The 20,880-nt window shown below is 33.3% G+C and carries 17 protein-coding genes; 13 read left to right on the top strand and 4 right to left on the bottom strand.

Annotation, left to right across the window (positions count from 1 at the left end; translation table 11 throughout):
* Positions 1-104: 104 nt before the first annotated feature.
* Positions 105-857 carry an SDR family NAD(P)-dependent oxidoreductase gene (locus OIU83_RS08950; RefSeq protein WP_264205911.1) on the bottom strand — a complete coding sequence of 251 codons (753 nt, stop codon included), beginning with the start codon at positions 855-857 and terminating at the stop codon, positions 105-107.
* A gap of 95 nt (positions 858-952) precedes the next feature.
* Positions 953-1,825, bottom strand: a complete 873-nt coding sequence (locus OIU83_RS08945; protein ID WP_264205910.1) for an aldo/keto reductase — start codon at positions 1,823-1,825, stop codon at positions 953-955.
* 212 nt (positions 1,826-2,037) lie between these two features.
* Between OIU83_RS08945 and OIU83_RS08940 the strand changes: the two genes are divergently transcribed.
* The 8 genes from OIU83_RS08940 (at position 2,038) to OIU83_RS08905 (ending at position 11,464) form a co-directional block, all read left to right on the top strand.
* Positions 2,038-3,042, top strand: a complete 1,005-nt coding sequence (locus OIU83_RS08940; RefSeq protein ID WP_264205909.1) for an AAA family ATPase — start codon at positions 2,038-2,040, stop codon at positions 3,040-3,042.
* Positions 3,043-3,124: 82 nt separating this feature from the next.
* Entirely contained in the window at positions 3,125-3,988 is an 864-nt protein-coding gene (locus OIU83_RS08935) for a DUF58 domain-containing protein (RefSeq protein WP_264205908.1), read from the top strand.
* Positions 3,989-4,145: 157 nt separating this feature from the next.
* Positions 4,146-5,777, top strand: coding sequence for a hypothetical protein (locus OIU83_RS08930; RefSeq protein ID WP_264205907.1), 1,632 nt, complete (start codon positions 4,146-4,148; stop codon positions 5,775-5,777).
* The gene (locus tag OIU83_RS08925; protein WP_264205906.1) at positions 5,777-6,778 is read left to right on the top strand and encodes a vWA domain-containing protein; all 1,002 of its coding nucleotides are present in this window, start codon (positions 5,777-5,779) and stop codon (positions 6,776-6,778) included. The genes OIU83_RS08930 and OIU83_RS08925 overlap by 1 nt, the downstream gene beginning before the upstream one ends.
* Before the next feature lie 73 nt (positions 6,779-6,851).
* Positions 6,852-7,886, top strand: a complete 1,035-nt coding sequence (locus tag OIU83_RS08920; RefSeq protein WP_264205905.1) for a VWA domain-containing protein — start codon at positions 6,852-6,854, stop codon at positions 7,884-7,886.
* A 107-nt stretch (positions 7,887-7,993) separates the two neighbouring features.
* Positions 7,994-8,764, top strand: coding sequence for a tetratricopeptide repeat protein (locus tag OIU83_RS08915; protein WP_264205904.1), 771 nt, complete (start codon positions 7,994-7,996; stop codon positions 8,762-8,764).
* 103 nt (positions 8,765-8,867) lie between these two features.
* Complete coding sequence (locus tag OIU83_RS08910; RefSeq protein WP_264205903.1) at positions 8,868-10,619, top strand: BatD family protein; 1,752 nt, start codon at positions 8,868-8,870, stop codon at positions 10,617-10,619.
* A 95-nt stretch (positions 10,620-10,714) separates the two neighbouring features.
* Complete coding sequence (locus OIU83_RS08905) at positions 10,715-11,464, top strand: tetratricopeptide repeat protein (protein WP_264205902.1); 750 nt, start codon at positions 10,715-10,717, stop codon at positions 11,462-11,464.
* A gap of 150 nt (positions 11,465-11,614) precedes the next feature.
* Here the strand turns inward: OIU83_RS08905 and OIU83_RS08900 are convergent, their stop codons facing one another.
* Together OIU83_RS08900 and OIU83_RS08895 are read right to left on the bottom strand one after the other, a co-directional pair.
* Positions 11,615-12,184, bottom strand: a complete 570-nt coding sequence (locus OIU83_RS08900) for a 5-formyltetrahydrofolate cyclo-ligase (RefSeq protein WP_264205932.1) — start codon at positions 12,182-12,184, stop codon at positions 11,615-11,617.
* Complete coding sequence (locus OIU83_RS08895; protein WP_264205901.1) at positions 12,171-13,151, bottom strand: succinylglutamate desuccinylase/aspartoacylase family protein; 981 nt, start codon at positions 13,149-13,151, stop codon at positions 12,171-12,173. The genes OIU83_RS08900 and OIU83_RS08895 overlap by 14 nt, the downstream gene beginning before the upstream one ends.
* A 139-nt stretch (positions 13,152-13,290) precedes the next feature.
* On the opposite strand from OIU83_RS08895, the gene uvrC reads away from it, so the two are divergent.
* From uvrC to hppD, 5 genes are all read left to right on the top strand, one after another.
* Positions 13,291-15,090 carry an excinuclease ABC subunit UvrC gene (gene uvrC, locus OIU83_RS08890; RefSeq protein ID WP_264205900.1) on the top strand — a complete coding sequence of 600 codons (1,800 nt, stop codon included), beginning with the start codon at positions 13,291-13,293 and terminating at the stop codon, positions 15,088-15,090.
* Positions 15,087-15,596 carry an XAC2610-related protein gene (locus OIU83_RS08885; RefSeq protein ID WP_264205899.1) on the top strand — a complete coding sequence of 170 codons (510 nt, stop codon included), beginning with the start codon at positions 15,087-15,089 and terminating at the stop codon, positions 15,594-15,596. The genes uvrC and OIU83_RS08885 overlap by 4 nt, the downstream gene beginning before the upstream one ends.
* Before the next feature lie 289 nt (positions 15,597-15,885).
* Positions 15,886-18,039 (top strand): patatin-like phospholipase family protein, encoded by a 2,154-nt coding sequence (locus OIU83_RS08880; protein ID WP_264205898.1) that lies wholly within the window; start codon positions 15,886-15,888, stop codon positions 18,037-18,039.
* Between the two features lie 255 nt (positions 18,040-18,294).
* The gene (locus OIU83_RS08875; RefSeq protein WP_264205897.1) at positions 18,295-19,452 is read left to right on the top strand and encodes a homogentisate 1,2-dioxygenase; all 1,158 of its coding nucleotides are present in this window, start codon (positions 18,295-18,297) and stop codon (positions 19,450-19,452) included.
* A gap of 226 nt (positions 19,453-19,678) precedes the next feature.
* Positions 19,679-20,839 (top strand): 4-hydroxyphenylpyruvate dioxygenase, encoded by a 1,161-nt coding sequence (hppD, locus tag OIU83_RS08870; RefSeq protein WP_264205896.1) that lies wholly within the window; start codon positions 19,679-19,681, stop codon positions 20,837-20,839.
* The last annotated feature ends 41 nt before the right edge of the window (positions 20,840-20,880 follow it).

Genomic DNA, 20,880 nt, shown 5'->3' with positions numbered 1-20,880 from the left:
GTCTGATTATTGGATTGCTCGTCAAATAGATTTTTAGACTGTTGTAATATTTATTAATCTAAAAAACTATTAGTCTAACGATCTAAGTAAGTCTAATTATCTAATTAATCTCTTTTAACAATTGTTGATGACGCCTGTGCGGTACTCATAACTACTAGATCAGCAATATTTACATGATATGGTCTTGAAACCACAAAGTGAATAATATCCGCAATATCTTCTGCTTGTAACGGATCAAAACCCTTATAAACATTCGAAGCTCTATCGGCATCGCCTTTAAAACGTACTTGACTAAATTCGGTTTCAACCATTCCTGGATGGATTGCTCCTACTCTAATCCCAAAAGGATTCAAATCAATTCGCATTCCCTGACTAATCGCATCAACAGCGTGTTTTGTACCACAATATACATTTCCGTTAGGATAAACTTCTTTCGCAGCAGTTGAACCAATATTAATAATATGCCCTGATTTTCTTGCTGTCATTTGCGGAATAATCGCTTTAGAAACATACAAAAGTCCCTTTACATTTATATCAATCATAGCATCCCAATCGTCCAAATTGCCAGTTTGAATTGGATCCAATCCATGTGCATTTCCTGCATTATTAATAAGAACATCAATAACAGAAAAAAATTCTGGCAAAGAATTTATACGTTCCAAAACGGCTTCTTTATCACGAACATCAAATGCCAAAGTATGCACTTCAGTATATTCCGAAAGTTCTTTTTCCAGTTCCGTTAATCGATCTTGCCTTCTTCCGCAAAGAATAACTTTATAATTATTTCTGGCCAATATCTGCGCCGTGGCTTTACCAATACCACTTGTCGCCCCAGTTATCAAAGCTGTTTTTTTCATTCTGATATTTTATTTTTTTAACCACAGATTAAAATCATTAGAGTTCTTAATCTGTGGCACATATTTTTTTAATGGATTTAGCTGAATACTAAAAACTAAGACACATCGTCACCCATACTTTCTGACCAGATTGCAAACCAATCTTCTTTTTCCAATTCTAATTCTACCGCTTTCATTAACGACTGAATCCTTGCAACGTTTACCGTTCCTGCTATCGGAATAATGTTTGCAGGATGTCTTAAAATCCAGCTTAACAAAATGGTATCAGAACCTAAACTATATTTTGAAACTAATGCTGCCAATAGTTTTTTCAATCTTCGTGTTTGTTTGTTGTCTTCTCTAAAAATTGTCCCTAATGGATTCCACGACATCGGACGAATTCCGTGTGTTTGCATATAATCAAAACTACCATCGATCATAGGTTCATAATTCGTAGCCGAAAATTGTACCTGATTATAACTAACATCTATTTTTTGGCGAATTAATTCTGTCTGCGAAGATGTGAAATTCGACAAACCAAAATCAACAATTTTGCCTTCATTTCTAAGTTTTTCAACTGCTTCGGCAATTTCATCAGCTTGCATCAAAGGGCTTGGTCGGTGCAATAAAAAAACATCTAAATAATCTGTCTTCAAGTTCTTTAACGAATTCTCTACAGACCAGATGATATGTGATTTTGAATAATCGTAATGCTTAATTTTATTATTTCTATTTTCAGCGATCATCTGAATTCCGCATTTAGAGATCAGTTGTAATTTTTCCCTCGAAACTTTACTTGCTGCGAATGCTTTCCCAAAATCGGCTTCGGTAGTGTATGAGCCGTAAATATCGGCATGATCAAAAGTTGTTATTTTATTCTCTAAACATACTTGGATTAGGTTTTCCATTTCTTTTGGAGTTAGATTTTTATCCCAAACTCCCCAATTCATAGTGCCCACAATTATAGGCGATAATAGCGTTTTGCTCATGGTAATATAACATTATTTGTAGTAATAAATCTCGCTTTCTAAAGCATAATCATCAAAGTTCTTAAAAATATAAAAATAGAATCACAATTCGTCCTTAAAATTAGAGCTTTGGTCGAAGTTTTAACCATTCTTTAACATCTTACTTCTCAAAAAATATTCAATTTGCACTCTCAAAAGTAAGGCATTAAATTCAAGGTTTTAAAAATATTTATATGGAAGAAAATACAACGACTTTAGACATTAGAGCGATCAATGAAAAAATCGAAAGAGAAAGTGCTTTTATAGACCTTCTCACAATGGAAATGAACAAAGTTATTGTGGGCCAGAAACATATGGTCGAGCGTTTATTAATCGGACTCCTCGGTCAAGGCCATATTTTACTTGAAGGTGTTCCTGGATTAGCCAAAACATTAGCGATAAACACGCTGTCTCAAGCAGTGCAAGGTTCGTTCAGCCGTATCCAATTTACACCCGACTTATTACCTGCCGATGTTGTTGGTACGATGATTTACAACATCAAGGCAAATGAATTTTCTATCAAAAAAGGACCAATTTTTGCTAATTTCGTCCTTGCCGATGAGATTAACCGTGCTCCTGCCAAAGTACAATCGGCACTTTTGGAGGCGATGCAAGAAAAACAAGTTACTATTGGGGATACTACTTTCAAACTAGACCGTCCGTTTTTAGTACTTGCAACGCAAAACCCTGTTGAGCAAGAAGGAACATACCAACTTCCAGAAGCTCAAGTTGACCGTTTTATGCTTAAAACCGTAATTGACTATCCAAAAATGGATGAAGAACGCCTTGTTATTCGCCAGAATTTAAAAGGAAGTTACGAGAAAGTAAATCCTGTTGTTTCGGTAGAGCAAATTTTACGTGCGCAAGAAGCTGTTCGTGAAGTTTACATGGATGAGAAAATAGAGAAATACATTCTTGATATTATCTTCGCAACTCGTTATCCTGAAAAATATAAATTAGCTGATTTAAAACCACTTATCAGTTTTGGAGCATCTCCACGTGGAAGTATCAACTTAGCCAATGCGGCAAAATGTTACGCTTTTATAAAACGTCGTGGATATGTAATCCCAGAAGATGTACGTGCAGTTGTTCATGATGTATTACGCCACAGAGTAGGTATTACTTATGAAGCAGAGGCTGAGAACATCACTTCTGTAGACATCATCAATAAAATTGTAAACGAGATTGAAGTACCTTAAAAATTTGTTTAATGTCTAATGTTTCAAATTGTTCCATACCGAACTTGAAACATTAAACTCTTAAACTTTAAACAAATTAAAAATGGATACAAAAGAGCTATTAAAAAAAGTACGTAAAATAGAAATCAAAACCAAAAGATTAAGTAATCATATCTTTTCGGGAGAATATCACTCTTCATTTAAAGGTCGCGGTATGACTTTTAGCGAAGTGCGTCAGTACCAATATGGCGATGATATACGTGCTATCGATTGGAATGTAACCGCTCGCTACAATGAAGCCCACGTAAAAGTTTTTGAAGAAGAACGCGAACTTACCATGATGCTTATGGTAGATATTTCGGGTTCTGAAAGTTTTGGTTCCAAGAATCAGTTCAAAAAAGATATCGTAACCGAAATTGCTGCTACAATGGCTTTTTCGGCAACGCAAAACAATGACAAAATAGGTTTGATGTTGTTCTCGGATATAGTCGAATTGTATATTCCACCTAAAAAAGGAAGATCACACGTATTACGTATTATCCGTGAATTAATCGAGTTTGAACCTAAAAGTCATAAAACCGATATTGCTCAGGCATTAAAGTTCCTATCGGGTACACAAAAAAAGAAAGCTATCGTTTTTATAATCTCAGATTTCATGTCGGAAGATTATGAACATACATTAAAAATTGCATCCAAAAAACACGATATTACAGGTATTCGAGTATATGATATTCGAGAAGAAAAAATACCAAATCTCGGAATGGTTTCAATGCTTGATGCCGAAACGGGAAAAACACAATTAATCAATACAGGTTCCAAAACAATACGTACTAATTACGAAAAACATTACCGTAGTAAAGTAGCTTATTTTAAAGAAACTTTTAGCAAATCCGGTGCTGGTGTAGTAAATACTCGTGTAGATGAAAGTTATGTAACCAAATTATTAGGCTATTTTAAATCGAGATAAAGAATTAGATTATTTAGACTTCTTAGATTGTTAGATCAATAGATTTTAAACATAATTTGAAGAGAAAAATTAAAAATAAAATCCGCTTAAATCTGTCTCATCAGCGTTCCATTTTTAAGCATCCGTTTTAGACTAAAATCTGAAATCAAAAAATCAAATGAAATTAAAACTTTACATATTTTTATTCTTGCTTACAGCAACTGTTTTTGGACAACAAAAACAAATTGTGACTAGCATAGATACTACTAAAAATAAAATTGGAGCAGAGTTTAAGTTAACCCTTAAAACTACTGTCGATGCTAAGTCGAAAGTAGTTTTTCCTAAACTTAAAAATATCGGACCTCTTGAGGTAATTAAATCGTATCCAATTGATACTGTCAGAAAAAATGACCAGTATGAATTGATTAAAAAGTATGGTTTAACGCAGTTTGATTCTGGAAAGTATACAATTCCAAGTATTCAAATCCTTATTGACAAAAAACCATATCTAACTGATTCTATTCGAGTAGAAGTTGCAAGTGTAAAAGTAGATACATTGCAACAAAAAATGTATGACATTAAGGACATTACTAAAGTTGAAGATGGAATTGGTGATTGGTGGAAATACCTGTTGATTCTCGCTTTAATCATAGGAATCGGTGCTTTGGTATATTGGTTCATCAAAAAAAGACAACAGAAAAAAATAGAAGAAGAGATTTATAAAACCCCAATTGAAAAAGCAACTAGTTTGCTTAATACATTGGAGAAAAAAGAACTTTGGCAAAAAGGGGAAGTTAAAGCTTATTATAGTGAACTAACCGATATTGCCAGAAATTATATCGAGGAAGCAATCGAAATTCCAGCAATGGAAAGTACCACATCTGAGCTTATACAAGGAATTAGAGCTGCATCGGTAAAAAAGAAAATGACGTTAACGCCAGAAACTGTCGAGAACTTAGAGCGCGTATTAAAACAAGCCGATTTGGTGAAATTTGCAAAATCAAAACCATTAGATTTTGAAATTACCGAAGACCGAAATAAAATACAAAAAGCAATTCTTACTCTTGACAATGCTATTCCTGTAGAAGTAGCTGTAGAAGAAGATACTTTACTAAATGAAGCACAAAGGCAAAAACAAATAAAAATACAATTACAGAAAAAACGCAATAAACGTATTGCTTTATCTGTAGCAGCTGTTTTATTTTTAATTTTTCTTGTTACAGGATATTTCATCGCTACAAAAGGGTTTACTTATGTAAAAGATAATATTATCGGACATCCATCTAAGGAATTATTAGAAGGAGAATGGGTAAAAAGTGAGTATGGAAATCCTGGTATACTAATAGAAACTCCTAAGGTTTTAAAAAGAATGGATTTAACTAAAACCCTACCGAAAGATGGTTTGGCTTTAATTAAAGAAATGCAATCTTTTGGGTATGGAAGTCTTGTTGATAATTTCTCATTGATGATTTCTACTTTAAAATACAAACAAGAAACTCCAATTGACTTACCAAAATCACTTGAAGTCACTATAAAAACTATAGAAGCTCAAGGCGCTAGAAATATGATTGTAAAACAAGAAGACTTCGAAACCAAAGAAGGTATTCGTGGAATTAAAGGGTATGGAACCTTCTCTAATGTAGATGAAGGTAGTAAATCGAGTACCAAAATGTATTACGAGATCCTTTTATTTAGCCAAGAAGGCGGATTACAACAAATAATGATTTTCCACGAAGAAGGAGATACTTATGCCAATGATATTGCAGACCGCATATTAAACTCTGTAGAACTAAAAAAAGCAACTAATTAATGGATAAAATAACTTTTTTAAACCCTGAGTTTTTCTGGTTGTTTCTTTTGATTCCCATTGCAATTGCTTGGTTATTCTGGAAAAGAAATCAGCAATCGGCAACATTAAAAATGAGTTCATTGCAAGGTTTTAAATCTTCAGAATCCTTATTAGCAAAACTAAAGCCTTTTCTGGGTGTATTTAGAATTTTGGCTTTAAGCTCTTTGATAATTGCATTGGCAAGACCAAGAACCGTAGATGTAAGCAATAAAACCAAAACGACAAAAGGAATTGATATTGTAATGGCAATAGACGTTTCTGGAAGTATGCTTGCACGAGATTTAAAACCAGATCGTATGCAAGCTCTTAAAAAACTGGCCGCCGACTTTGTTAACGAAAGACCTAACGATAGAATTGGGCTTGTTTTATACGCATCTGAAGCCTATACAAAAACACCCGTAACAAGTGATAAAGCTATTATCCTTGAAGCTATTAAAAGTATAAAATACGACAATGTTTTAGTTGATGGAACTGGAATCGGAATGGGATTATCCACTGCCGTAAACAGACTTAAAGACAGTAAAGCCAAAAGTAAAGTAATCATACTGATGACAGATGGTGTTAATAATGCTGGATTCATCGAACCAGATACTGCAGCAGACATTGCTAAACAATACGGAATCAAGGTTTATACAATTGGAATTGGAACTAATGGAATGGCCGAATTCCCTTATGCAATTGCTCCAAACGGTCAATTTTTATTCAGAATGATGAAAGTTGAAATTGATGAGCAAATGATGAAAACTATTGCAAATAAAACTGGAGGGAAATATTTTAGAGCTACAAGCAATGAAAAATTAGCTTCTATCTATAATGAGATTAACAAACTGGAAACAACCGAAATCGAAGAATTAAAATTTTATGATTACGATGAAAAATACAGACCTTTTGTGATATTAGCCGGATTATTACTATTATTGGAAATTGGATTACGAAATACTGTTTACAGGAGCTTTATTTAATATTTCAGTCTTCGGTTACAGTTACAGTAAAGAACTGGAAACTGAAACTAAAAACTGAAACTAGAATTAAAAAATGGAATTAGACGAAAAAAAATATTTATACCTTCTTATAGTACTTCCAATTTTGGTGTGCGTTTTTCTTATCAATATGTATTGGAAAAGAAAAAAACAACGCGAGTTTGGGGATTTGGATTTAGTTAAAAAACTAACTCCAGAACATTCTGTTTTTAAACCATTTTTAAAATTAGGAGTTATCCTTTTAGCTTTGGCTGCATTGATTTTAGGTTTGGTTAATCCAAAGATTGGAACAAAAATGGAAACTGTAAAACGCGAAGGGATCGATATTGTGTTTGCAGTAGACGTTTCCAAGAGTATGCTTGCAGAAGATGTTGCTCCAAGCCGTTTAGAAAAAAGTAAACAACTGGTTTCACAAATCATTAACCAATTAGGCAATGACCGAATAGGAATCGTAGCCTATGCCGGAAGTGCTTTTCCTGTTTTACCAATTACAACCGATTATAGTGTTGCCAAAATGTTCTTGCAAAGTATGAACCCTGAGATGGTTTCATCACAAGGAACATCACTTGATGAAGCCATAAAATTATCGGCTACTTATTTTGACGAAAAAAGCAAAACAAGTAAACTATTGATTTTGATTTCTGATGGAGAAGACCATTCAGAAGGAGCTGAAGCTGCTGCAGAAGAGGCTAACAAACTAGGAATGAAAATCATTACTATTGGTGTTGGAACCGAAAAAGGTGCTACAATCCCTTTGAAAAAAAATGGTGTTGTCGAAAGTTTCCAAAAAGATAATAATAATGAAGTCGTTATTACGAAATTAAATCAAGAAGGTTTAAAAGCTATTGCAAAAGCTACAAAAGGTGGTTATGTTTATGGCGGTAATACCAAAGAGGTTTTGGATTATGTAAAAAACGCTTTAGATAATATCCAAAAAACAGAATTTGAAGCTACACAAATGGCCGATTTTCAATCACAGTTTCAGTGGTTTATTGGTATAGCATTTGTATTGTTATTCATTGATCTTTTCTTATTGGAAAGAAAAACAAATTGGGTAAAAGAGTTGAATTTATTTAACGAAAAAAAATAGTTATTTCAAAACAGTTATCATTGTTTGAAACCCACATGAAAAAAGTGGATTCCTGACAACCAAAATTTAAATACTTCTTAGGAAGAAACAAAAACAAAAAAATTAGAATGAGAAATTTACTTCTATATATTTTATTAACGCTTTCTTTGGCTGTTTCGGCACAAGAAAAGGACAAAGCGTTGCCTAAAGCTAATGAAGAATATAAACAGAATAAATTTGTAGATGCTGAAGCTGATTATAGAATTTCGCAATCTAAATTCCCAAATCGTACAGTTGCACCTTATAACTTAGGAAATGCCATCTATAAGCAAAATCAAGTTGGTGAAGCTAAATTTGCTTATGCAAAAGCTATAAAAAACGCCAAAACTCCGTCTCAAAAACACAAAGCGTTTCATAATCTTGGTAATGTTTTCATGAAGGAGAAAGACTATGGTCAAGCCGTCGAAGCTTATAAAAATGCACTACGAAATGACCCTAACGATGATGAAACACGTTACAATTATGCATTGGCAAAGAAAATGCTAAAAGAAAATCCTCCTAAAGACGATAAGAATAAAGATAAAAATAAGGATAAGGACAAGAAAGACGATAAAAAAGACGGCGACAAAGATAAAAAAGACGACAAAGGAGATAAGGATAAAGATAAGAAAGACGACAAGGGCGATCCAAATAAAGACAAAAAGGACGGAAAAGACGATAAAGGTGATCCTAAAAAAGATGACAATAAAGGAGAACCAAAACCAACGCCAGGCGGAATTTCTAAAGAACGTTTACAAAATCTTCTTGACGCAGTAAATAACGAAGAAAAGAAAATCCAGGATAAAGTAAATGCCCAAAAAGTAAAAGGCGCTCCTAAAAAAACCGAGAAAGACTGGTAAACAAAGTTGAATCGTTTAATTGTTTATTTGTTTATTTACATAGACAACAAACGGTTAAACGATTAAACAGTTAAACGATTTAAAAAAAACGATTAAACAGGTAATGAAAAGATATTTAATTCTATTACTATTAAGTTTCCAAGGGCTTATGGCTCAAGTTCAATTTGAAGCCAGAGTAAGCAAAACTACGCTTGGCCTAAACGAAAGACTTCGAATTGACTTCATGATGAACGTTGATGGCGATAACTTTGTTCAGCCTTCATTCGATGGTTTTAGAATTGTTGCGGGACCTAGTCAACAAGTGAGTCAGTCATGGGTAAATGGAAGAAGTTCATTCGAAAAAATCTATTCTTACTATTTATTACCAAATCAAAAAGGAACTCTTGTCATAAGACAAGCTGCCATAGAATACAACGGACAAGTTTACAAAACATCTCCTATAAAAATAAATGTTACTGCCGCAGTAGCACAAGAAAGAGATCCAAATGATCCACAGCAAATATCTGTAGATGATAATTTATATTTAGTTGCCGATATATCCAAAACAAACCCATATATAAACGAACCTATTACGGTAATTTATAAACTATATTTCAACAACATCGGTATTTCTGGATTTAAGGAATTAGAAAAGCCTAAATACAATGATTTCTGGAATCAAAACATTGATATAAAACAACTTGTTGCCGAAGAAGGCATGTTTAAAGGGCAACAATATCGTTTTGTTGTGCTTAGAAAAACGGTATTATATCCTCAAAAATCAGGAAAATTAGTTATCGAACCTTTGTCTCTGGATATTGGAGTTCAAATACCTACAAACCGAAGAAATATGTTCGGTCAGGTTGTCTTAACCGAAGGTAACAAACGAGTATCTGCAGGAGCAAAAACGATTAATGTAAAACCACTTCCTGAAGTTAGTAAACCAGAAGGTTTTTCGGGTGCTGTTGGTAAATTTGATTTTAAAGTAACTCCATCCAAAACTACATTAAAAAACGGAGAAAGTCTGGAGTTAGTTGTTAGTGCAGCTGGTAGCGGAAACATGAAATTATTTACTTTACCAAAACCTGTTGTACCAAATGCATTGGAAATGTATGACCCTGTACATGATGAAAAAGTAAACACAACGCTTAGTGGAATGTCTGGAAAGGTTTCGGATACTTATACCATTATTCCTCAATACAAAGGGAACTATGCTATAAAACCGATGCAATTTTCCTATTTTGATCTAAACACTGGAAGCTATAAAACAATTAGTTCTCCAGAAATAATGGTGAACGTTCTTGATGGTCCAACACCATCGGATGCAAATGTTGCTTCAAGTCCAACTGCAAAAAACAAAATATCGGCTACTGAACAATTTAAATATATCAAACTAAAAAGTAATTTCACATCAGTAGTGAAAAATGATTTTTATGGTTCGACGTTGTATTATAGCTTGTTATTTTTACCATTCCTGATACTACCAATTATTGTTTTGGCTAAGAAGAAAAAAGAAGCAATAGATGGCGATATTACTGGAAACAGAATTAAAATGAACAATAAACTAGCCAAGAAATATTTATCGGAAGCTAAAAAACAAATCAACAATAAAGAGCCTTTTTATATTGCGCTTGAGAAAGCAATGCATAATTTCCTAAAAGCCAAATTACATATTGAAACTTCGGAGATGAGCAAAGATAATATCAAAGACCTTTTATTGTCCAGAAAAGCAAATCCAGAATCGGTTCAGAACTTTATTAATTTAACAGAGAACTGTGAATTTGCTAGATATGCACCAGCATCCAGCGCTTCAATTCAACAAGATTTTGATAAAGCTGTATTGATAATTTCAGAATTAGAAAAACAAATAGTCTAATATGGTTTTTAACCAAAAAGCACACTAAGAGATCCGTTTTAACTTAAGTCGAATTAAGATTCCCAAAATTGAAACTCTTATTACATATAAATAAAATGAAAAATATTCTTTTATACCTATTCTTATTATTATCCCAGCTTTTCTTTGCTCAAAGCAGCTTTGAAAAAGGGAATACTTTATACCAGGAATCAAAATACGAACAAGCGGCACAAGAGTATGAAAACGTTATAAAAGTTGATAAAAAACAATCGGCCGAATTGTATTATAATTTAGGTAATTGCTATTACAAGCTAAATAAAGTGGCACCTGCAATATACAATTATGAAAAAGCTTTGGTGTTGAATCCTAATCACGTAGAGACATTAAATAATTTAAAATTTGCAAAAAAACTAACTATTGATGAAATAAAAGAAGTTCCTAAAGTTGGTTTTGCAAAACTCATCCGAAACTTCACAGGGAAATATGATTACAATACCTGGGCATGGATTTCAGTAGGTATTGCCTCTGCATTCTTACTTTGCTTTATTGGATATTATTTTTCTCAACTTACCCGTTCCAAAAGAATTTTCTTTATTGGAATGTTTTTAGTATTACTAGCTTTACTAGTGAGTTTAACTGCAGGGTTTTTAGAAAAAAGCCATTTTGATAATGAAAAACCCGCAATAGTATTTGCAGAAATTGCCGAAGTACGTAGCGAACCTCAAAAGGCTGGATCTCCTATTTTTACACTTCATGAAGGAACAAAAGTATACGTAAAAGAGTCATTACAAAACTGGAAAAAAATCGAATTAACCGATGGAACCGAAGGTTGGATAGAAGCTCCGGCCGTTAAAGAAGTGAAATAGTTTTAACCATCAGGTTAAATAAGAAATATAAGACTTTCAAAAATAAGGCTCTAAGGAGTCTTATTTTTTTGCTCAAAATTTTAAACTTTGCGAACCTTAATTCACCACAATCTAAATCCCATTTCTTTGCGAATATTTGCGGTAAAAAACCTAGAACTTATAAACTATCTCAGGCGTCACGCAATAATCGAGTTTTATATCCCCTTCAAAAACATCAGTAATTTCGATATCGGCTTCAAAGAAAGAAAGCCCAATTTTTATAGTTTCTGGTTTGCATTCGGATAAAAACTTATCGTAGAATCCTTTACCATACCCTACTCTATTTCCAGAAGTATCAAAAGCTAAAAGCGGCACAAAAACAACATCAATCTTACTCGATGGAACTTCCAAACCATCAACAGGCTCAGGAATATTATATTCATTCTTTTTAATCCTAGTATTATCTGTAAGCAAGAAATGAGTCATTTTATGAGTTTCGAAATCACTTTTGGAAACTACTATTTCTTTGTCTTTTCCTGCGAGCAAGTGCAAAATAAATTCGGTATTAACTTCTTTATGTTCTATAATTGGTAAAAAAACATGAAAATAAGTTTTCTCCCAAATTGGTAATGAAAGCACTTTGTTGGCAATTACCAAACTCATCTCATCAATTTGATCTTCTGTAAATTGTTTTCTTAAGATTTTTTTTTGCAAACGCAATTCCTTCTTAGTTGTCATCATCATCTAGATTGGTTTTGGACATATGATAAATAGCATCACCTTCATACACAATTGGCGAATGGTTGGCATTAATAATATAACCATCATGCGGCGCTTTTACCTTTCTTTCAAACTTACCAAAAGGGTCTGTAATAATTGCCAAAATAGTTCCCTTCTTGACAAACTTACCAATTGTATTGTAGTCGTGTAATAATCCAGAACACTTTGCTCGCAACCAAACCGATTTTTCAATATAAATCGAAGGTTCTTCGGGTGCTTCTACAACATGATTGGGATCTAACATTTCCAGATGAGTAAGCAAGCGCTTAACACCATCTATACCAATATTAGCAATGTCATGGTTAATATCCAAGGATTTTCCACCTTCAAAAAGTAGCATTTTTACTTTCAATTTTTCACTTATACTTCTAAACGAACCCGAAATATTTTTAGAATATAATGTAAAAGGTGCACTAAATACATCTGCTAGAACTTTTAAATCAGGATTATTTTCAGAAAGTCTAATCTGCGGAGCATTAAATCTACTTGCTCCTCCAGCATGAAAATCGACAGCATATTCAACATCCGGTAAAACATCGGTAACAATATGATACGCAAATCTACTTGCCAATGAGCCTTTTTTACTTCCCGGAAAAACCCTGTTCAAATCACGACCATCGGGGAACTCACGGGCTTTATTTACAAAACCGTACATATTTATAACAGGAATACAAATGATGGTTCCTCTTAATGGACGATTGATTTTCTTGCTAATTATCTGACGTACAATTTCGACACCATTAATTTCGTCACCATGAATTCCTGCAGAAAAAAGAACAACAGGTCCTTCAACTTTAGAACGCCTTACAATAACAGGAATATTAAGTTTGGTTGTGGTGTGTAGTCGGGCAATTTCGACATTGATGGTTTTACTTTCACCTGGTAAAATGGATTCTCCAAAAATTACCAACGGTTTACTATTTCTCATATTCAATAATAAAAGCTAAATATAGAAATTATTATTTGGAATTCGTAAATTTGAAGTTAATTCAACGTGTGCTTTGAGAAATCATATAAAGCGCGATTTTAAAACTCACATCGTTTCAAGCTCCCGAAATAAAAACAGAATGCAAAAACCAACTCTCGAACTTCAAATTCAGACTTTACCAGATAATCCTGGCGTATATCAATATTATGATAAAGACGGAAAAATATTATATGTAGGCAAAGCCAAAAATTTAAAAAAAAGAGTTTCTTCTTATTTCAATAAAATACATGATACGGCGAAAACTAATGTTTTGGTCAAGAAAATTGTAACTATAAAACACATTGTTGTCCCTACAGAAACCGATGCTCTTTTATTAGAAAACAATCTTATAAAAACATTGCAGCCCCGTTATAATGTATTGCTGCGTGATGACAAAAGTTACCCTTGGATTTGCATCAAAAAAGAACCCTTTTCTCGTATTTTTTCTACGCGTAGAATGGTTAAAGACGGCTCAGAATACTTTGGTCCGTATACCAGTTTTAAAACCGTACATACAATTCTGGATCTTATTAAAGAACTATATCCATTAAGAACTTGCAATTATGATTTGAGTCAATCGAATATTAATAGCGGAAAGTTTAAAGTATGTCTGGAATTTCATATTGGTAATTGCAAAGGTCCTTGCGAAGGATTAGAAACACTTGAAAATTACCAAAGACAGGTTGATGCAATTCGCGAAATTCTGAAAGGAAATTTCAAAGAAAGCATGAAAGATTTCAAACGTCTTATGACCCAATTGGCACAAGATTTACGTTTTGAAGAAGCTCAAAAAATAAAAGAAAAAATAGAAGTCCTCGAAAATTATCAGTCGAGATCAACCATTATAAATCCAAAAATTACCAATGTCGATGTGTTTTCGATAATTTCGGATGAAAGTGCAGCGTATGTAAACTTTCTCCAAATTTCACATGGTTCGATTATCCGTTCCCATACTTTGGAAATCAAAAAGAAACTGGACGAAACCGATTCCGAATTACTGGAACTTGCCATAATCGAACTTCGAGAGCGTTTTCAATTACTATCAAAAGAAATCATAGTTCCCTTTGAAGTTGATTTGGGCGAAAACATAAAAGTCACGGTTCCACAATTGGGTGACAAAAAACAAATTCTGGATCTATCAATTCGAAATGCTAAGTTTTATCGAATAGAACAACTAAAACAATTACAAATAGTAGATCCTGATCGTCATACCAAACGTATTATGGCGCAAATGCAAAAAGATTTACGCTTACCTGTAGAACCGCGTCATATAGAATGTTTTGACAACTCCAATATTCAGGGAACCAATCCGGTTGCTGCTTGTGTAGTTTTTAAAGACGGAAAACCGAGTAAGAAAGATTACCGCCATTTTAATATAAAAACTGTCGAAGGTCCTGATGATTTTGCATCTATGACAGAAGTCGTATATCGTCGTTATAAGCGATTACTTGAAGAAAAGGAACCATTACCACAATTGATAATTATCGACGGTGGAAAAGGGCAATTATCATCGGCTTTAAAAAGTATTGATGAACTTGGATTACGCGGTAAAATCACCATAATTGGTATTGCCAAACGTCTTGAAGAATTATTTTACCCCGGGGATTCCATTCCTTTGTATTTGGATAAAAAATCTGAGACGTTAAAAATCATTCAGCAATTAAGGAACGAAGCACACCGATTCGGAATTACATTTCACCGTGACAAACGTAGTAAAGCAGCACTAAACTCCTCTATTGAAAGTATTCCGGGAATTGGCGAAAAAACTATGCTAACATTGATTCAACATTTCAAAAGTGTTAAGAGATTAAAACTAGCAACCGAGAAAGAAATTTCGGAAGTTATAGGAATATCAAAAGCAAAAAAAATTGTCGAATTTTACAATCAAAAGCCAGAATGAATTATTTAAGAATATTCCTTTTTGGTGTAATATTATTAGTTTCTTCTCTTTCTAATGGTCAAGAAATTCTAAAATTTCAACAAAAGGATAAAACACAAATACAGATAAATCCAATTAATAATTTTGAAAAATTGGAAATCACTACTTCAAGAAACAATAAAATTCAAGTTATAGACAGTATTGAAACATCTATAACAGATAAACAAACTCAAATTGCTATTGAAGATTATAACTTTGATGGATATCATGATTTTGCATGTTATCATCTGGATGACGGTATGGGTGTCTATACAATATATCAAATATTCATCTATAACCCTGAAAACGGGTTATTTAAAAAATTGCGGCAATCTTCGAAATTTGCACCAGAATGTGATGAATTTTGTGATATTCAAATTAACAAAAAGAAGAAAACCCTTCAATCCAGTTGCCGAGGTGGAGCAAGATGGCACACAGATATTTGGAAATTTGACAAAAATAAAAACCTGATTTTATTAAAGAAATAATGTTATTAAAACAAGAATGACATATAAAATTCAATAATATTTCCGACTTTTACAAAACAAACCAGCTATTTCTATGAGCCTCATCCAGCTGTCCATTTCAAATACTCGCTTAAAAATCTTTTTTTCTATTGTAAAAAAAGGAGCTTCTTGGGTCGCTCTTTTTATACAAGAAAAAATAGCTTTTCTTCACTCGCAGTTTTCCATTCCCATCTGGGGCATAAAAACATTAACTATTTTAATAGCACTAAGTTTCTCTCAGAATATATTTGCACAAGACACCATACAAAAAATGAATACCGATGATTCTTATCGTCCAAAAATTGGTTTGGTATTAAGTGGTGGTGGCGCCAAGGGATTTGCTCACATAGGCGTTTTAAAAGTTCTGGAAGAAGCAGGTGTAAAAATCGATTATATTGGCGGAACGAGCATGGGATCTATAATTGGCGGACTCTATGCATCTGGTTATAATGCAACCCAAATTGATTCTATTTTCAAGAGAACCAATTTTGATGACTTAATAAATGATTATATCCCAAGGTCATCCAAGAACTTTTACGAAAAAAGAAATGATGAATTATATGCCATAATTTTACCCTTTAGTAATTTTAAAATTGGTATTCCCGAAGCACTTTCCAAAGGAATGTACAACTACAATTTATTAAGTAGTCTTACTCGAAACGTTAGGCATGTTCGTGATTTCAATCAATTACCAACTCCATTTTTATGCATCGCTACCAATATCGAAACTGGCGAGGAAGTATTGCTAAACAAAGGTAATTTGGCACAAGCCATGATTGCCAGCGCAGCATTTCCTTCCTTATTCTCACCTGTAGAAATAGACGGAAAACTTCTCGTAGATGGTGGTGTAGTAAATAACTATCCTATAAAAGAAGTTCGAAATTTAGGTGCAGATATTATTATAGGCGTAGATGTCCAAGATGACTTACTTGACCGAAAAAGACTTAAAGACGCCACCCGTATATTGGTACAAATTACCAATCTTCAGTCCATTGACAAGATGAAGAGAAAAATAAAAAACACCGATATCTATATTAAACCGGATATTAAAGAATATGGCGTAATCTCATTCGATAAAGGAGAGCAAATTATCCGAAGAGGAGAAGACGCTACATTTGCCGTTTACGAAAAGATTAAAGCATTGGTCGAAAAACAAGGTTATTATAAAAAACCACCATTAAAAGTAGCTTCGGACACCTTGGATATTGAGAACATAAACTGCAACCACTTAGACAATTACACAAACGAATACATCACAAGTAAACTGCGTTTTAAATCCGGATCTAAAATTACTTATAAAGATCTTTTAAAAGGGGTTAACAATATTAATGCCACCCAAAACTTTAGTGCCATTTCATATTCATTGGATCCAGAGAATAAGAATGATGACTTAAACTTAACTTTAAAAGAAAACCCAACACAAACCTATTTAAAATTTGGTTTGCATTATGACGGACTCTATAAAAGTGCAATATTGGTAAATCTTACCCATAAAAAAACACTTTTTAAAAATGATATCACTTCATTGGATGTTATGTTAGGAGATAATTTTCGATATAATTTTGATTATTATATAGAGAATGGATTCAATATTAGTTTTGGATTTAAATCAAGACTAACACAGTTTAACCGAAACATAACCAATGAATTAAGCAGCCCACTTAATAATAGTCCAGATCCAAATTTAGTCAATGTGGATTTTATGGATATAAATAATCAGGCTTATTTTCAAACTCTTTTTGTTCAAAAATTCTTAATTGGAGGTGGAGTCGAGTATAAATATTTAAAGATAAACTCCGAAACATCAACCAGCGTAGATCCTAATATAGATAAAAGCAGTTATTTTAGTTTGTTCGGATATATGAATTATGACACTTTCGATAATAAAGATTTTCCTAGAAGAGGTTGGTATTTTTCGGGTAACATTCAGTCTTATTTATATTCTTCAAATTACACGAAAACTTTCGAACCTTTCTCTACTGCAAAAGCCGAAATTGGAATTGCAAAAACGCTATTCAATAGAGCTACTTTTGTATTTAAAGCCAATGCAGGACTAACTTTTGGACAAACAAGTGTCCCTTTCTTTAATTATGTTTTAGGTGGTTATGGTTATTATAAATTAGATAATTTTAATTACTTCTATGGGTATGACTTTTTAAGTCTTGCAGGAAATAGCGTTATAAAAGCAGAAGCAACTTTTGACTATGAAATATTCAAAAAGAATCACGTTAATTTCGCAGCTAACTTCGCGAACCTAGGAAACAATATTTTTGAAGGTGTAGAGTGGGTATCAGTACCAAAGTATACAGGATATGCCGTAGGTTATGGCTTAGAAACAATAATAGGACCGATAGAAATAAAATATTCCTGGTCTCCAGAGAACACAAAAGGTTACACATGGTTTAAAATAGGATTTGTGTTTTAATTTAGATTTTTAGAAATAATTTGTGTTATAAATAATATAATATGTAATTTTGATTAATAAAAATTACGACATTTGTTATAATGAAAACAAAATGGACAGGTTTATTAGAGTATCTTCAATTCCTTATCAAGAGAAATCCTGAATAATGGTTTCGAATTGGGGTAATTAGTCAATTTAGAAAATAAGCTAATTATCTGTTCACACAATTCAAATTTTTCGAATTATCTAATTTACAAATTATCTAATAGAAAAGCCATGCCATTATATCATAAACTTGGAGATTTTCCCCAAAAAAGACACACCCAATTCGAAAAACCTAACGGAGGTTTATATTACGAACAACTGTTTGGAACCGAAGGTTTTCACGGACATTCCTCATTGTTATATCACGTTCACAGACCTACACAGGTAAAGGAAATTTTAAATTCTTATTCTGTAGAACCTAAGATTGCAATCGGTAAGAACATAAAATCACTTTTATTAAAAGGTTTTGAACTAAAACCAGAGAATGATTTTTTAGACAGTCGAAAAGCAATGCTTGTTAATAAAGATTGTACTATAGGATTGGCAGCTCCAAAAGAATCACTTAAAAAGTATTTTTATAAGAATGCCGATGCCGATGAAATGCTTTTCATCCATAAAGGAAAAGGAAAATTACGTACTATGATGGGAAATATCCCATTTGAATATGGAGATTACCTTATTATCCCAAGAGGAATTATATATCAAATAGATTTTGAAACCTCAGAAAATAGATTGTTTTACGTAGAATCATTTTCTCCTTTTTACACTCCAAAGCGATACAAAAACGAATCAGGTCAGCATTTAGAGCATTCTCCTTTTTGCGAACGCGATTTTATTTTGCCTAATGAATTAGAAACACACGATGAAAAAGGTGATTTTTTAATTAAAATCAAAAAAGAAGGCATGATGCACGAAGTAGTTTATGCAACACATCCTTTTGACGTTGTGGGATGGGATGGCTATAATTTCCCATACGGATTCTCAATTCATAATTTCGAGCCTATAACTGGACGTGTACACCAACCACCACCAGTACATCAAACTTTTGAGACAGCTACGTTCGTAGTTTGTTCATTCTGCCCTAGACTTTACGATTATCACCCAAAAGCAATCCCGGCACCTTATAACCACAGCAATATAGATTCAGATGAAGTACTTTACTACGTTGATGGAGATTTTATGAGTCGTAACAATATTGAGCAAGGTCATATCACTTTACACCCAAAAGGAATTCCGCATGGTCCAGCACCAGGCGCAATGGAGCGAAGTATTGGTCACAAAGAAACCCAGGAATTAGCAGTAATGGTCGATACTTTCCGTCCATTAATGGTAACCGAAGAAGCAATGGGAATTGACGATGGACAATATTACAAATCTTGGGTGGAATAATTAACAAATCGATCTAACCGCAAAGTCCGCAAAGGATTTTACGCAAAGTTCGCAAAGATTTTCTAATGATATTTTATTTATACAAGTTCGCAAAACCTTGCGTCCTTCGTGTTTTTACAAAATCTTACTTATAAAAAACCTTTGCGCACTTTACGGTAAAAAAACATTTAAACATCAATTTCGGCTTAATCAAATAAACGCTTAACCGATTAAACAAATAAACATCATGTCAAAAGAAGTAAAATCAGTAGAATACGGATTAGAAAAAATCTTTGAAGGAGCACAAGATTTCCTTCCATTATTAGGAACCGATTATGTAGAATTCTACGTAGGAAATGCAAAACAATCGGCACATTATTATAAAACCGCTTTTGGATATCAGTCATTAGCCTATGCAGGATTGGAAACTGGAGTAAGAGACAAAGCATCTTATGTGCTAAAACAAGATAAGATTAGAATTGTTTTAACCACCCCTTTAACACAAGACTCCCCTATCCATGAACATCTTAAAAAACATGGAGATGGTGTAAAAGTCGCAGCTCTTTGGGTTGAAGATGCCAGAAGTGCTTACGAAGAAACTATGAAACGTGGTGCACGTTCCTTTATGGAACCAACGGTTGAAAAAGATGAATTTGGCGAAGTAGTTCGTTCTGGAATTTATACTTATGGCGAAACCGTTCATATTTTTGTAGAAAGAAAAAATTATAATGGTGTTTTCTTACCAGGTTACAAAGAATGGAAATCAGACTATAATCCAGAACCAACAGGATTAAAATACATTGATCACATGGTAGGAAATGTAGGTTGGAACGAAATGAATACTTGGGTAAAGTTCTATGAAGATGTCATGGGGTTTGTTAACTTCTTATCATTTGATGACAAACAAATCAATACCGAATACTCTGCATTGATGAGTAAGGTAATGAGTAATGGAAACGGAAGAATTAAATTCCCAATCAACGAACCTGCCGAAGGAAAGAAAAAATCACAAATAGAGGAATATTTAGATTTCTATGGTGGACCTGGAATCCAACATATCGCTATTGCTACAGATGATATCATCAAAACTGTATCTGAATTAAAATCTAGAGGAGTTGAGTTTTTATCTGCACCACCACATACTTATTATCAAGCGATTCCAGAACGTTTAGGAGTTCATATGGATATGATGAAAGAAGATTTGAATGAAATCGAAAAATTAGCCATTATGGTCGATGCAGACGAAGATGGGTACTTATTACAGATATTCACAAAACCTGTTCAAGACCGTCCAACCCTATTTTTTGAAATTATCCAGAGAATGGGAGCCAAAGGATTTGGCGCGGGGAACTTTAAAGCTCTTTTTGAGTCAATCGAGAGAGAACAAGAATTGCGAGGAACGCTGTAAAAAAGCTTTTTTTATACATTATGTGAAAAAATCCTCTTTAA

This window comes from Flavobacterium shii, from assembly GCF_025847235.1.
Lineage (GTDB): Bacteria > Bacteroidota > Bacteroidia > Flavobacteriales > Flavobacteriaceae > Flavobacterium > Flavobacterium shii.
The sequence above is the reverse complement of the archived record's forward strand: the minus strand, read 5'-3'. Positions and strand labels throughout refer to the sequence as shown.

What these genes read in the sequence shown, in the direction of transcription:
- OIU83_RS08950 (WP_264205911.1), bottom strand. Translation starts at nt 857, where the DNA reads ATGAAAAAAACAGCTTTGATAACTGGGGCGACAAGTGGTATTGGTAAA.
- OIU83_RS08945 (WP_264205910.1), bottom strand. Translation starts at nt 1,825, where the DNA reads ATGAGCAAAACGCTATTATCGCCTATAATTGTGGGCACTATGAATTGG.
- OIU83_RS08940 (WP_264205909.1), top strand. Translation starts at nt 2,038, where the DNA reads ATGGAAGAAAATACAACGACTTTAGACATTAGAGCGATCAATGAAAAA.
- OIU83_RS08935 (WP_264205908.1), top strand. Translation starts at nt 3,125, where the DNA reads ATGGATACAAAAGAGCTATTAAAAAAAGTACGTAAAATAGAAATCAAA.
- OIU83_RS08930 (WP_264205907.1), top strand. Translation starts at nt 4,146, where the DNA reads ATGAAATTAAAACTTTACATATTTTTATTCTTGCTTACAGCAACTGTT.
- OIU83_RS08925 (WP_264205906.1), top strand. Translation starts at nt 5,777, where the DNA reads ATGGATAAAATAACTTTTTTAAACCCTGAGTTTTTCTGGTTGTTTCTT.
- OIU83_RS08920 (WP_264205905.1), top strand. Translation starts at nt 6,852, where the DNA reads ATGGAATTAGACGAAAAAAAATATTTATACCTTCTTATAGTACTTCCA.
- OIU83_RS08915 (WP_264205904.1), top strand. Translation starts at nt 7,994, where the DNA reads ATGAGAAATTTACTTCTATATATTTTATTAACGCTTTCTTTGGCTGTT.
- OIU83_RS08910 (WP_264205903.1), top strand. Translation starts at nt 8,868, where the DNA reads ATGAAAAGATATTTAATTCTATTACTATTAAGTTTCCAAGGGCTTATG.
- OIU83_RS08905 (WP_264205902.1), top strand. Translation starts at nt 10,715, where the DNA reads ATGAAAAATATTCTTTTATACCTATTCTTATTATTATCCCAGCTTTTC.
- OIU83_RS08900 (WP_264205932.1), bottom strand. Translation starts at nt 12,184, where the DNA reads ATGATGACAACTAAGAAGGAATTGCGTTTGCAAAAAAAAATCTTAAGA.
- OIU83_RS08895 (WP_264205901.1), bottom strand. Translation starts at nt 13,151, where the DNA reads ATGAGAAATAGTAAACCGTTGGTAATTTTTGGAGAATCCATTTTACCA.
- uvrC (WP_264205900.1), top strand. Translation starts at nt 13,291, where the DNA reads ATGCAAAAACCAACTCTCGAACTTCAAATTCAGACTTTACCAGATAAT.
- OIU83_RS08885 (WP_264205899.1), top strand. Translation starts at nt 15,087, where the DNA reads ATGAATTATTTAAGAATATTCCTTTTTGGTGTAATATTATTAGTTTCT.
- OIU83_RS08880 (WP_264205898.1), top strand. Translation starts at nt 15,886, where the DNA reads ATGAATACCGATGATTCTTATCGTCCAAAAATTGGTTTGGTATTAAGT.
- OIU83_RS08875 (WP_264205897.1), top strand. Translation starts at nt 18,295, where the DNA reads ATGCCATTATATCATAAACTTGGAGATTTTCCCCAAAAAAGACACACC.
- hppD (WP_264205896.1), top strand. Translation starts at nt 19,679, where the DNA reads ATGTCAAAAGAAGTAAAATCAGTAGAATACGGATTAGAAAAAATCTTT.